This window comes from Cupriavidus sp. PET2-C1, from assembly GCF_054515855.1.
Genome location: NZ_CM137260.1, coordinates 2,886,842 through 2,899,676 on the forward strand (window position 1 = coordinate 2,886,842; position 12,835 = coordinate 2,899,676).

Consider the following 12,835-nt stretch of genomic DNA (forward strand, 5'->3'; position numbering starts at 1 on the left):
GATGCGCTGCGAGGAGACGCCCTCGCAAGCAGGCTGAGGGGCGAGCGATTTCACCGGTCAGCGATGGATATTTGGCCTTCAGCTCAAGGGGCCTGCTGATGAGTACAAAGGGTCAAGAGTGGGAGTTCACCGCGCGGGCGTTCGGATGCGATGCTTCCGACCCATGCTACATGGGTGCGAAGACGCCGCGAATCACTGTCCGCTTACATATTCTGGCAGGGCTGCATTGCGATGCGGCACCTGCCATTGTTCTTGTCAAACGTTACTTGCCGAAATGGGATCGCATTGAATCGATATACCAGTCTAGGAAGGCCACGACGCCATACTCCATGGACGGCGACAGCGGGCCTGGCTGGTATGCCGGCGAGTTAATGCCACGTTGGTTGTTTTCGGCTAGCGTCCTGTCCTGGTCGTTTGTCGCCTTCCATACCGTTGTCAGAGCGTCGAGGTCGTAATCTACCCCTTCCTCTGCATCCTTGTGGACGAGCCATTTTGTTGTGACTGCAGTGGTTTTGGCGTCGATTGGCGTGACACGGAATGAAATAGCGTGATCGCTAAGCGCATGATTCCAGGTGCTTGGGAAGCGCAGGAGACGGACCGAGCCGACGTCGAAGTCTGGCAATGAACCCATGAGGCGACGGGAGGCAGGCTCTCCGGTCATGGTGAAAGAAAGCCCGTGGGTCATTGGCACGCGGATAATCTGCCAACCCTCCTTCGGCTTGGTTTGATGAGCGTAAGGCAGGCTTTGTGTGTCCCAACGCGTTTTGTCGTCTTGTGCTTTCTGGACAAACTCAGGCGAACAACGAGGATCGTCCGTCGCTTCTACGTCTGCGATGGTCCGCATAAGTTCCGGGTGACCGGACTTGCAGTGGTAACACTCACGGTTGTTCTCGATGACAAGCTTCCAGTTGGCTTGTTCGATGAGCGTGGACTCGTAGGCGACCTTCGCGTCCTGCAAACCATGCGGCAGGAGGTAGGGCGACATGGTTTGCTGGAATTCCGTGAAGTCCGGCCCGTCCTCGGATAGGCAAATGAAGATATAGCCAGCTACTTCGCCCACCTTGATCGGCCGCAGGGAATGGGCTTCCTTGTCGAAGGAATCGCCCATGTCGCGCGCATGGATCAGTGTGCCCTTGGTGTTATACGTCCAATGATGGTATGGACAGACCAGATTTCGAGACTTGCCGCGTTCTGTTAGGCAGATTTTCGAGCCGCGATGACGGCAGGTGTTGTGAAATGCGTTGATCTCGCCGTCGTTGCTTCGAACGACGACCACGGAAGCGCGGCCAATATTCACGGTGAACCAGCTACCCGCCTCGGGCAAGTCGCAAGTCATTCCAGCGAAAAGCCAGGTCTTATACCAGATGGCTTCCATCTCAGCCTCGAAGATCGACTCACTCGTATAGAAGCCTTGTTGAAGCCCGACGCCGGGGCGATAGATATCCAATAGTTCCCTGACCTCTGCGCCTAAGGCGTCGCGGTGCAGGGTAATAGCTCCAGACATTATGGTCTCCAGTGGGGTCCGACTTAGGCGAGGGAGAGTGCTAGTTCCGCTCTCGCTCGACCTCTGGTGGCACATTAATCGCGGGATCCACGATTGATTCAGTCAATTCATGGGGGGCTAGGGGGAAACCCTAGACCCCGGATGTGCCAATTGGGCCCCGCATTGGAGTGCCTGACATTTCTGCATGCAATGCATGCGAGATTCCCGCTTTCGCCCGCAGGTCGCGCTTCCTAGAATTCCGACTCCAATAGCCATTCGCGGTGTATCTGTATGAATGAATCAGAAACGATTGCGCTGACCCGCTCTGGGGACGTTGTCTGGGAACTGCGTGATGGAGCCGAAGACAGTGGCGGCGGCATCGCCTGGGTGTCCCGCTCAGCGAGGAACTCGCTTGCGTCGGGATTTGGCCGTCTGAGGATTGGCCGTACACCGCCAAAGACGCTGGACTACGATGAAGTTATCTATGTGCTTAAAGGTGCATTCGGTGTCATTTGCAACGGCGCCGAGGTGGTTGCCGAGGCTGGGGGAGTTCTATCCATCAACCGGGGCTCGACCGTGGCCTATTTCGGTAGCGACGCAGAGTTCTTCTTTGTCGTGACAGCCGCATGATGCACGCATACGAACCTCATGAACCAGGCTGCAGCATGAACGCTCCACTACACTCGGACAAATTGCTTCCGGCGGACGACAAGACGAATGGCTGGTCGGCGATCCTTCCGAGGCGGAATCCTCGCGCGCCGGCGCAAAAATCAGCCAGCTTCGACTGGCTTGTGGTCGGCGCAGGCTACGCCGGCGTGTCTGCCGCCAGACGACTGGCGATGCTGAACCCGTCCCAATCCATTGCGCTACTCGAGGCCCAGCAGGCAGGGGAAGGCGCGCAAGGGCGAAACGCAGGCTTTGCCATCGATCTTCCGCACAACAACGATCACAATCCGGACAATACGGAGAAGGGTTTTCGGCACATCCGGCTGAGTCGCTATGGGATCGATTCTCTCGATGAGCTGGTCCGTGCCCACGCCATAGATTGCCAGTGGAGCAGAAGCGGTCGATATGACTGTGCGGTTTCGCCTGAGATTTCACGCCGGCTTCTTGGTGCCACTGCAGCTGAGCTGGACGCACTAGGGGAACCCTATGAGATCGTGCGCGGGGAGGCGCTCCATGAGCGGATCGGCACCCGATACTACGATTCGGCGGTCTATACGCCCGGGACGCGACTTGTGAATCCAGCCGCCTTGTCGCGGGGTCTTGCCGATACGCTGCCTTCGAACGTGCACTTGTTCGAGAATTCCCCCGTGCTGGAACTGGAGGCCGAACCTACGGTCGCGGCTACCCTGCCGGGTGGTGTGCGCATATCCGCGCGGAAGGCTGTGCTGACAAACAATGCGTTCATCAGCCGCTTCGGGTGCTTCAAGAGGCAGCTTCTGCCCTTTGTGCTGTTTGCGAGCCTTTCGCGGCCTTTGACGCTCGAGGAGCGAAAGCAGCTCGGCGGCACTCTCGATTGGGGCATCACGCCTGCGCACGGAATTGCCGGCGCCACATTGCGGTACACCCAGGATTTCCGCATCCTGTTCCGCTACGGATTTCAATTCGCGCCGACGTTGCGTTGTTCGGATTCGTTGCGCGAGCGTATGAAGCGTTCCCACGAAGTGCTATTCAAGGCTCGTTTCCCAATGCTGGATCAGGTAAAGCTAGAGCACTTCTGGGCCGGCTATCTGTCGTTAAGTCAGAATGGCGCGCCAGGCTGGGGCCAACTGTCGAAAGACGTCTATGCTGCAGTCAATTGCAATGGTGTAGGGATCGCGAAACAAACCGCCGCAGGCGCGCTTATAGCTGAACTGGCATGCGACACCGGCCACCCATTGATTAGCGACATGATGGCGCTGGGATCGCCAGATATGCTGCCGCGTCGTCCGTTCCTGGATGTCGGAGTGCGAACCTATCTGGCCGCCCAGAAGTGGGCGGGCCGGTCCGAGAAGTAGAAAATACGTGGGTGAGACAAAACATAATTATGAGCAGCGAGACACACTATCAAGGAACAGGGAAGGACGCAGGTAGCGGCATCACGAAGTGGTGGGTACTGTTCCTTCTGACGATGGTTTACGCCGTCAACATCGCAGACCGCTACGTGGTATCGACCCTCATCGAACCGATCAAGCATGAGTTCAAGCTCACCGATAGCGAGGTGGGTTTCATGACGGGCACCGCCGTCGCATTGTTTTATGTCACGCTAAGCTTGCCGTTAGGTATTCTGGCGGACAGGGTGAACCGTAAGCGGATGATCGGCATTGCGTTGGCGGTCTGGTCTGGCTTCACCATGTTGTGTGGAGCGAGTAGTACCGCGCTAACATTTTTCATCTCCCGGCTCGGCGTGGGCGTGGGCGAAGCAGGCTGTATGCCGCCGGCAGTCTCGTTGCTGGCGGACAAGTTCCGTCCGTCTTTACGCGGGACGGCAATGAGCCTGTTCTCTGTCGGAGCCGCGATAGGCGCATTGATGGGTTCGGCCGGTGGAGGATGGATTGCGGAACACCATGGGTGGCGCGCAGTGCTGCTCGCATTCGGGGCCATCGGACTTCCGCTGGCAGTCATCGTGATGCTGGGCTTTAAAGAGCCAAGACGTGGCGTGTTCGATAAGTCAGGAAGCGAAGCAATTCGTTCGACCTTCCGGGAAACCTTGCATCACATTCGACATTGCAAGGCACTCCTGCACGTGATTGCGGGAACAACCGTTCTTACGTTCTGGGGATGGGGACTGGTCTGGTGGACGCCTTCGTTCCTTGCGCGGAGCTTCCATTTGAGTGTCGGGGGCGCAGGAGAAACTCTAGGCGCGATTCATGGCATCGGAGGGATCATTGCGATGCTGTGCACTGCGTATGTGCTGAGCCGGCCTTTCGCAAGGTCGGACTTCGCTCAGGCCCGGCTTGTGGCACTGATTACGGCAGTAGCAACAGTGCCTTCGTTCGTTGCTTACGCGTCATCTTCACTGACGCTGACTCACGTGATGCTCTGGGTCTTCATACCGACGATCTATGTGTACATTGGTCCTTCCGCTTCCATGGCGCAGAATCTCACGCCTGCGGCGATGCGAGGGCAGGTCGTCGGTATTATTGTGTTTGCCACGAACGTTGCAAACCTCGTCATAGCACCGCAGGTTGTCGGTTTTTTCTCGGATATCATCGCATCGCGTACCGCAAATCCAGCCGAGTCGCTTCGTTATGTCCTGATGGCGGTATCCCTGACGGGCCTGTGGGCGGCGTGGCACTTTCATGTGGCTGCACGCTACATGCGAACCGGACAAGCTGGCGCTGTATCGTTCCCGACAGCTGTCATGTCCGCGCGCCGTCCTTAAAGAAGGCGTGTCCGACGCGCTTGACCGCGGGTCGGACATCAGACTGCGTGCTGTCCGCCAAGAAAGGTATCGATTTCCAAGCGCTCGCTGGCTGCGTAGTCGAGGATCCATGCTTTGAAGAGTTCAGCGGATTCACTCAAAGGGGAGTCGTTTGTGTGGACTAGGAATTCCCCGTTGCCGGTGGTCACCTGGTCAAGCACAGGTCTAATGAGCGTACCATCCCGAAGATCTCGCAACACACCATACGACCATCCCAACGCGATGCCCTTGCCGGCGCAAACCGCGCGATGCACGAGATCGTGATTTGTTAGCTGCAACGCGATATTCAGGGAATCCTGAGCGATTCCCCGATTTCGGAACCAGGTTCTCCAAGTGGAGTTTGTGGTGATCGAACTATCTAGTTCGATGAGTGGCTCATTAGCCAGGCCCGCAGTATCCAGGGGGGAACGGCCCGATATGAATGCCGGGGAACACACCGGCAGTATCACCTCATCAAACAGTTTGATGGCGCTGACACCCTCCCACGCCCCATTGCCGTAGCGAATGGCGAGGTCCCCTGAGGCGGCTCCCGGTTCTATGACACTGTCACTGGCCAATACGCGAATAGGGATGTCCGGATGCGCGGTTTGAAAATCCAGAATAGCGGGCATCAGCCAGAAGCTGGACATGGCAAGGCTGGCGGACACGGTAACGGACTTGTCGCTCAGGTTCCGTATTCTGGCAATGGCACTGCGCAAAGCCAGTAGTCCCTCGGCGATGGCTTCCTGGAATTCCAGGCCTGCGGGTGTCAGGATGATCTCCTTGTGGCGGCGGACAAACAACGGTGTGCCCAGCCTTGCCTCAAGTGACTGCACCTGGCGACTGACCGCGGCTTGGGAAAGATGCAGTTCTTCAGCAGCGCGGGTGAAACTCAAATGCCTCGCGGATGCTTCGAACGCAGCGATTGTGTTCAGCGAGGGCAAGCGTAGATGAAGCGAGCTCATTGGCAACAAGCCTTGGTATGCGATACGTAAAATCAGCGCGGACGACGCGTGTCACGATGATCTGGCGCGTATTGACTGGACTCAGGCGGGAACGCCGCGACTATTGCCCTGGATCTTACACCTTTGAGTCGGGCAGGATCGATGGTCTGAAAATGCCGCGGTTGGGCATTGCGGGGAGCGGATTGACGGCTGAATTGTCGCGGTGGAGAGGAGATCGGGCCGGCCTACTGCCGCAGTCGCCTGTAGCGCGATACCGGCGGTGTTTGCATCAACACCGCAATAGGAAACGAATCGGCGGCGCCGGTGCCGCGAGACTGTTCTTCTCACGCCCCGCGGGCCGGCGCAACGCTTGCCCTGTTAAGGAGCGTTCGTGGCCACGTAGGCCACGATCTCGATCAGCATGTCCGGATGCACGAAATCCTTCACGACCACGCTGGAGCGATTCGGGTACGGCGCCGTGAAGAATTTGCGGTACACATTGTCAATGCAGGCCATATGTGTCGCTTCTTTCATGTAGATCAGCACTTGAGCAACGTCAGAAGAGGTCGAGCCCGTGGCTGCCAGGGCTTGCTTGAGGTTGCTGAACGTCAGATGGGCTTGCTGCTCGATATCCTCGCCAGCGATGCTTCCTGTACTGTCCACCGGTCCGTGGGCCGTGAATATGATGCCATTCGCGCGGGTGGCCCACGAGAATGGCTGAGCCATTGACTTCAGACCGGTATCGATGACTTCAACCATCAAAGTATCCTTGAAATCTTCTTCCAGCCGACACTTGGCCGGCTGAGCGATGTGGGTTAGCCGCGGCGTCGGCGCGCGATGACGTCCGCGAGGCCGCTCGCGACCGCGTCAACGTTGCCGGAGTTCAGCCCAGCGATGCAGATGCGACCCGAACGAACCAGATAGATACCGTGCGCTTCACGCATATAGTCGACTTCGCCGGCGCTTAGCCCGGTATAGCTAAACATACCCGCTTGACGGGTCAGGAACTCGGCCGGGTAGTCAGCCTGGGTCTCAAGCGCGCTGCGCAGGGCAAGTCGCATCAAGACCATTCGTGCTCGCATGGACGCGACCTCATCTTCCCATTTGGCCTTGAGTCCGGATGACGACAAAACCGTGGCCGCAAGTTGGCCGCCGAAAGCCGGGGGGCTCGAGTAGATCTTGCGGACGATGGCCTTGAGCTGGCCCAAAACATTGTCGCCAACTTGCTTGCTATCGCAAACGATAGAAAGACCTCCCACGCGCTCGCCATACAGGGAGAAGTTCTTCGAGAAGGAGTTGCTCACAAACAGTGGCAGGCCTTTCTTAAGAATCTTTCGGATTGGCGCGGCATCTTCGTCGAGCCCTCTGCCGAAGCCCTGATATGCCATGTCCATGAACGGAACCAGCTTGCGTGTCTCAAGAATCGCAATCACTTCATCGAATTGCTCAGGAGTCAAGTCACACCCAGTAGGGTTGTGACACGAGGGCTGCAAGAGCACTACGCTGTGCGGCGGGAGCGTCTGCAGCGTACTCAGCATTGCGTCGAAGTCGACCCCATTTCCCGCCGCATTTAGATAGGGATACGTGTGGACTGTCAGTCCAGCGGACTCCAGCAGGGTGCGATGATTGTCCCACGTGGGGTTAGAGATCCACACGGCGCTGCCCGGCAGGTATTGCTTGATGAAGTGCGCGGCGACATGAATTGCCCCCGACCCACCAATGGTTTGGATCGTTGCGATCTGACCGCTGGTGACCTGAGGAGCGTCAGGGCCAAAAACCAGGTGTTGAACTGCCTCCCGGTAAGCAGCAACCCCCTCCATCGGCAGATAGGTATGCGGCGTAGGGTTGGCTTGGAGCTGCGCTTTGGCTTCCTGGACGCTTTCAAGAATGGGAATACGCCCATGTTCGTCGTAGTAGAGACCGATGCTCAGGTTGGTCTTCTGTTCGCGGGGGTCAGCAAGGAATCCTTCGAGCAATGAAAGGATGGGGTCGCCTGGGTAGGCCTCGACGTTATGAAACATGGTGGGCTATGAATTTGTCAGGTGGGGTGTTTTTTACAACGCAGTGCGGACACGCCACAGTTCAGGGAAGAGCTCGACATCGAGCATCTTGCGAAGGTAGGAAACTCCTTCCGTGCCACCGGTGCCGCGCTTGAAGCCGATGACGCGCTCAACAGTGGTAGCGTGGCGGAAGCGCCATTGGCGGAAAGAGTCCTCAATATCGACGAGCTTCTCTCCGAGCTGGTACAGATCCCAGTACCCTTCGGGATCGCGATAGACGACGGCCCAGGCAGCTTCAACCGAAGGCTGATAAGACAGTGGCTGTGTCCAATCCCGTTCCAGGCACGCCGGATCAACGGACAGCCCTTTTCGTGCCATGAGTTTCAACGCTTCATCATAGATCGAAGGGCTATTGAGAACTGCCTCCAAAGGCACGAGGAGGTCCTCGCGATGTGCATGTGGACGTAGCATCGCTGCGTTCTTATTGCCAAGCAGAAACTCAATCTCGCGGTACTGGAACGACTGGAACCCCGAGGACATTCCCAGGTACGGTCGCATCGCCGAGTACTCGGACGGTGTCATGGTGGCCAATACGCTCCATGCCTGCACCAGCTGATCCATGATGCGGGATACGCGAGCGAGTTTCTTGAACGCCGGCGCCAGTTTATCGGTGCGTACCTCAGTTCGGGCCGCGTGGAGCTCGTGAAGCATCAGCTTCATCCAGAGCTCAGAAGTCTGATGCTGAATGATGAACAGCGTCTCATTGTGGTCGGGGGACAGTGGATGCTGTGCTGACAGAATTGGCGCCAGGCTGAGATAGTCGCCGTAGCTCATGTCCTTGGCAAAATTCATCTGTGCACCGTGCCATTGATCAGCCCCGGCGGTTTCGGTCGCGGTGCGACCGGCGGACATTGGGCAGCTCATCGTCATACTCCAATTAAGAATGTTGTGGGGGGTGTGGCGCTTGCCGTAGGATGGCGCGCACAGGGCTGGCGTCGAGCGCAGCCAGTTTCAGCGGTAAAGCGATCAGTTCGTAATCGCCGTCGAGGATGTCGTCGAGCACTAGGCCTTCCAGGATGGCCATATCGTGCGCCGCAATGCGCCGATGCGCATCCATCGTTTTTGACTCTTGGGGATCGAGTGATGGTGTATCAATGCCCAACAGTTGGACCCCCAGCGCAGCCAGTCGGTTGACGGTTGCGGGGGCCACGGCGACAAAGTGCGGATCCCAGGCGACGGGAGACGTCTCGTAAGTACGAAACAAGACGCGGGAAGGCAATGGCCCCTCCCAGAATGATCTCGGAAGGCACTCTGGCTCAATAAAGCCACCGTGATCCGATACCCGGACAAGGCGGCACGGCCCGATATATCTGGTCAAGTCCACTGCCGCGATCCCGAGCCCTTCACGTTCATAGTGGACCGGCGCGTCGGCATGTGCGCCTGTATGCGGGGATAGCGTAATGCGGCCAACATTGACAGGGCTGCCTGCTTCCATGCGCCAGATGTGCTCATGACTGAAGGTTGTGTCACCCGGCCACACCGGCGTTCCCGCATGTATCAATGGTGAGATGTCCCAGATGCCTGCCGCGGCATAACGATGACTTTGCATGAGGCCTCCGTTCCGATACGATCTGCGGAGAATATTACGCGGCTAGTTGCGAAATGTGCTTCGTTTTGCTGCGACGTCGCCGCATCGTGGCGCAAGAAGTTTCGATGAAACAAGGAATTTTTATAACTTTATGCAACTCGATCTGGACTCAATCGACATCGCAATTCTTCGCACACTGGAATTGGACGGGAGGATCACAAACCTGGACCTGGCAAAACAGGTAGGCCTTTCACAGTCTGCTTGCCTGCGCCGAGTGAAGCTCCTTGAACATAGCGGGATCATCAAGGCGTACAAGGTGCAGTTGGATCCGACTAACCTTGGTTTAGAGGTGCAGGCGATCGTGCAGGTCACCATGCGCCCGGACGGCGAGGGCTGGCACGAAGCTTTCAAGATGATGGTGGCTGATTGGCCGGAAGTCGCCTATGCGTACGTGATCACGGGGTCAAGCAACTACATCCTGCTGGTGCGTGCGCGCTCGCTCAGGGAATACGCTGATTTCGTGATTGGCCGTCTTTATAAGACCTCTGGAGTGCTGGAAGTGAAATCGAACATCGTGCTGGAAGAGTTCAAGGGAGACGGCTCGCCACTCGAGGTGGTGCTCCGCAACGCGAAGCCCAGAAGCTGATCAGGCAGGCAGCATCCCGACGCGCCATTGTTCGCGCGACTTTCGAGCGTGCGCGCGCCCAGGCCAAGATATGCACCTTTACGTGCGATCTCAGGATAGTCGCGATGCACCCTGGCGCCGCGTTCGAAAGGCGATCTGCCTGACCGACGGACGAACATCTGACCCAGCCACGGGGTTCACGCGATAGTCCGGTTTGGACTTATCCACCAGCCTCTAGCGCCACCTCGACGTTCCGATTTGGTGCATTCCTCCGCACAGCGTGCCGCCTGATGAGCGGCCGTACCCTCCGAACTGTCCTTTCGCGCGCCTATGTTGCGCTGCGACATAGGATTGATTGAGTCAAATGTACGTGCCCACATAAACATATGACTTACCAACGTGACTGTTGGCCCGTGCTGCAGACTTCGATCTTGCACGGCGAAGTCGCTGTTCTGCAAATGCCACGCGCGACGAAGAAGTAAGCGCGTATCAGCCTAATTAAATCGCCCCACCCCAGCAGGGTACGTCAGATTAACTGGAGGAAATAATGAAAGGCAAAGCTAAAAAAACGGCACGAGCCGTGGTTGCTGCCGCGTCGCTTCTTTTTGCGCACGCCGCAATGGCGAGCGACACGGCATGGTGTGACGCCAGTCGCCCCATCAAGTTCGCAGAGATTGGCTGGGATAGCGGAAAGTTCTTTTCGGAGCTGATGCGTGAGATCATCGAAAAAGGCTATGGCTGCAAAACTGAAGCGGTGGTCGGGTCTAGCCCAATCACCCAGGCGGCATTGTTGAACAATGATCTCCAGGTATTTGTTGAATATTGGCAGGGTCGCACAGAATCGTTCGAGCGCGCGGCCGAACGTGGCAGCATTCAACTTGTAGGCTCACTCGTCAAGGGAGGTGGTCGGGAAGGCTGGTTCGTGCCTGAATATGTTGTTCGCGGCGATGCGGCACGAGGAATCAAACCGATCGCCCCCAACCTCAAGTCAGTCTCAGACCTCGCAGCCTACGCAGAAGTATTCCGTGATGACGAGGATCCCACGAAGGGACGATTCTACAATTGCCCGACGGGCTGGGCCTGCGAAAAAGATAACACGCAACGCCTGAAAGCCTACAAGTTGGCAGCTGCCTACAACAACTTCCGACCCGGAACGGGTGCCGCTTTCGATGCTGCCATTGCGTCGGCGTTTCAGCGAGGAAAGCCGATCCTCTTCACATACTGGGGGCCTTCGAACATCCTTGGCAAGTATCGGTCGATCCAGCTCCAGGAGCCGGAGTTCAACGCCGAATGCTGGAAGACTATCCATGAAAATCCCGCCGCGAACCCCTGTGGGTCGGCTTCCCCAGCTACGAATCTGACGACTGCAGTGTCCAAGGATTTTGCAAATGGCGCTCCGACGATTGTAGCTTTCATGCGCAATGTCAGCGTTCCCATGGAAGATATCAATCGTGTCATCGCAGAGATGGCCGATAAGAAAGTCCCCGCACGCACGGCGGCACGAACCTACATCACTGAGAACAAGAAGACGATCGAACAGTGGATTTCGCCGGATGCGCGTAAGGCGCTGTACGGGTCACGCTGACTTTTCTGACGGAATGCTGCCAAACATGGCAAACATTCTGGTCTAAAGCAGTAGCCAGGGCGAGATCAACCATAGCCGGTGATAAAGGAATAGAAAAGCAAATTGCAATCTAGTCGCAACTTGCTGATTCATAATATTCGATGGTAGGGGAGGAGTTGTGGGACGTAAGAAATTTTTTCTTGTAGGGCTGTCGCTATTGACAGGAACCGCATTCGCACAATCGTCCGTGACGCTCTACGGGTTGCTCGATGCCGGTCTGACGTACACCAATGATGTCGTTAAGAACGGAGTGCAGGGTTCGTCAGTAGAGCTCATGACAGGTGTAGCGCAAGGTAGTCGCTGGGGGATGCGAGGCACCGAAGACATCGGTGGGGGCAACAAGATCATTTTCCAGTTGGAGAGTGGATTCCAGTTGGACACCGGCGTGCTCAGCGCTGGTGGACGTCTTTTCGGCTACGGATCTTATGTGGGAGCTCAGGGAGGATGGGGGACCCTGACCATGGGCCGGCAATATGATTTCATTGGCTGGTACTTCCCGGCTTATGCGGTCGCTTCCAATACACCGGCGGGCCTGCTTGCCTGGAGTCTGCCTTCGTATAGCGCCGGAGGATATTCGCTGGACAACCGGGTTTGGGGCGATTGGGTCGATAACTCGGTCAAGTATGTCTCTCCGAATTTCGGGGGATTCGATTTCGGCGCGATGTACGGCTTTGGCGAAGTAGCCGGCTCACTCGGGAAGAGCGCCACCACCAGCGTTATTGCGAACTACAACAATGGTCCATTTGGTGCGTCGGTCTCTTACTACACGCAGAAGAATGCTGTAGACAGTGACACAAAGCGCATCATCATCGGTGGTGCGGCGTATAGCTTCAAGTCCGTACGACTATTTGGACTAGTCTCCGACGTTCGCATCTCAAGCGCTGTGCGGCCCAGAGCCACGACCTATGAGCTTGGTGCTGTATATACGGTGACACAGCCGCTGTCGATTGGTCTCGGCTACCAGTACCAAAGCCGGAATAATGATGTCGGCGACGCTCAACAGCTTACGCTGAGTCTTGACTACCAGCTTTCCAAGCGGACGGATGTGTATCTGGTGGGTGCGTATGGGCGCGATCGTGGCTTCGGCTCGCAGGTGGTGGCGGCAATTGGTGGGCCGTCGTCCGGATCCAGCCAGACCGCGGTGCGGGTCGGGATGAGACATCGCTTCTAAAGGCTATGTGGAATG

General features: G+C 57.1%; 12 protein-coding genes. 6 read left to right on the top strand and 6 right to left on the bottom strand.

What is annotated here, in order from left to right:
• Positions 1–262: 262 nt before the first annotated feature.
• Positions 263–1,504: an aromatic ring-hydroxylating oxygenase subunit alpha gene (locus tag ACX12D_RS32855; RefSeq protein ID WP_459375137.1), complete on the bottom strand. Its 1,242-nt coding sequence runs from the start codon at positions 1,502–1,504 to the stop codon at positions 263–265.
• A 270-nt stretch (positions 1,505–1,774) separates the two neighbouring features.
• On the opposite strand from ACX12D_RS32855, the gene ACX12D_RS32860 reads away from it, so the two are divergent.
• The 3 genes from ACX12D_RS32860 to ACX12D_RS32870 are packed head-to-tail and all read left to right on the top strand — an operon-like array spanning position 1,775 to position 4,850.
• On the top strand, positions 1,775–2,113 hold the full coding sequence (locus ACX12D_RS32860; RefSeq protein ID WP_459375138.1) for a hypothetical protein: 339 nt from the start codon (positions 1,775–1,777) through the stop codon (positions 2,111–2,113).
• Between the two features lie 35 nt (positions 2,114–2,148).
• Positions 2,149–3,483 carry an NAD(P)/FAD-dependent oxidoreductase gene (locus tag ACX12D_RS32865; protein WP_459375139.1) on the top strand — a complete coding sequence of 445 codons (1,335 nt, stop codon included), beginning with the start codon at positions 2,149–2,151 and terminating at the stop codon, positions 3,481–3,483.
• 29 nt (positions 3,484–3,512) lie between these two features.
• Positions 3,513–4,850, top strand: coding sequence for an MFS transporter (locus tag ACX12D_RS32870; RefSeq protein WP_459375140.1), 1,338 nt, complete (start codon positions 3,513–3,515; stop codon positions 4,848–4,850).
• A gap of 38 nt (positions 4,851–4,888) precedes the next feature.
• Here the strand turns inward: ACX12D_RS32870 and ACX12D_RS32875 are convergent, their stop codons facing one another.
• The 5 genes from ACX12D_RS32875 to kynB form a co-directional block, all read right to left on the bottom strand.
• Positions 4,889–5,764 (bottom strand): LysR substrate-binding domain-containing protein, encoded by an 876-nt coding sequence (locus tag ACX12D_RS32875; protein ID WP_459375141.1) that lies wholly within the window; start codon positions 5,762–5,764, stop codon positions 4,889–4,891.
• Positions 5,765–6,190: 426 nt separating this feature from the next.
• The gene (locus ACX12D_RS32880) at positions 6,191–6,571 is read right to left on the bottom strand and encodes a RidA family protein (protein WP_459375142.1); all 381 of its coding nucleotides are present in this window, start codon (positions 6,569–6,571) and stop codon (positions 6,191–6,193) included.
• 56 nt (positions 6,572–6,627) lie between these two features.
• A complete protein-coding gene (locus tag ACX12D_RS32885) occupies positions 6,628–7,833 on the bottom strand; it encodes an amino acid aminotransferase (RefSeq protein WP_459375143.1) in 1,206 nt (401 codons plus the stop codon).
• Between the two features lie 33 nt (positions 7,834–7,866).
• Positions 7,867–8,724, bottom strand: coding sequence for a tryptophan 2,3-dioxygenase (gene kynA / locus ACX12D_RS32890; protein WP_459375144.1), 858 nt, complete (start codon positions 8,722–8,724; stop codon positions 7,867–7,869).
• Positions 8,725–8,749: 25 nt separating this feature from the next.
• On the bottom strand, positions 8,750–9,421 hold the full coding sequence (gene kynB / locus ACX12D_RS32895; protein ID WP_459375145.1) for an arylformamidase: 672 nt from the start codon (positions 9,419–9,421) through the stop codon (positions 8,750–8,752).
• Positions 9,422–9,551: 130 nt separating this feature from the next.
• Between kynB and ACX12D_RS32900 the strand changes: the two genes are divergently transcribed.
• The 3 genes from ACX12D_RS32900 to ACX12D_RS32910 all read left to right on the top strand — a co-directional run bounded on the left by ACX12D_RS32900 (position 9,552) and on the right by ACX12D_RS32910 (position 12,820).
• On the top strand, positions 9,552–10,046 hold the full coding sequence (locus ACX12D_RS32900) for an Lrp/AsnC family transcriptional regulator (protein ID WP_459375146.1): 495 nt from the start codon (positions 9,552–9,554) through the stop codon (positions 10,044–10,046).
• Positions 10,047–10,572: 526 nt separating this feature from the next.
• Entirely contained in the window at positions 10,573–11,610 is a 1,038-nt protein-coding gene (locus ACX12D_RS32905) for a glycine betaine ABC transporter substrate-binding protein (RefSeq protein ID WP_459375147.1), read from the top strand.
• A gap of 157 nt (positions 11,611–11,767) precedes the next feature.
• The gene (locus ACX12D_RS32910; RefSeq protein ID WP_459375148.1) at positions 11,768–12,820 is read left to right on the top strand and encodes a porin; all 1,053 of its coding nucleotides are present in this window, start codon (positions 11,768–11,770) and stop codon (positions 12,818–12,820) included.
• Positions 12,821–12,835 lie beyond the last annotated feature (15 nt).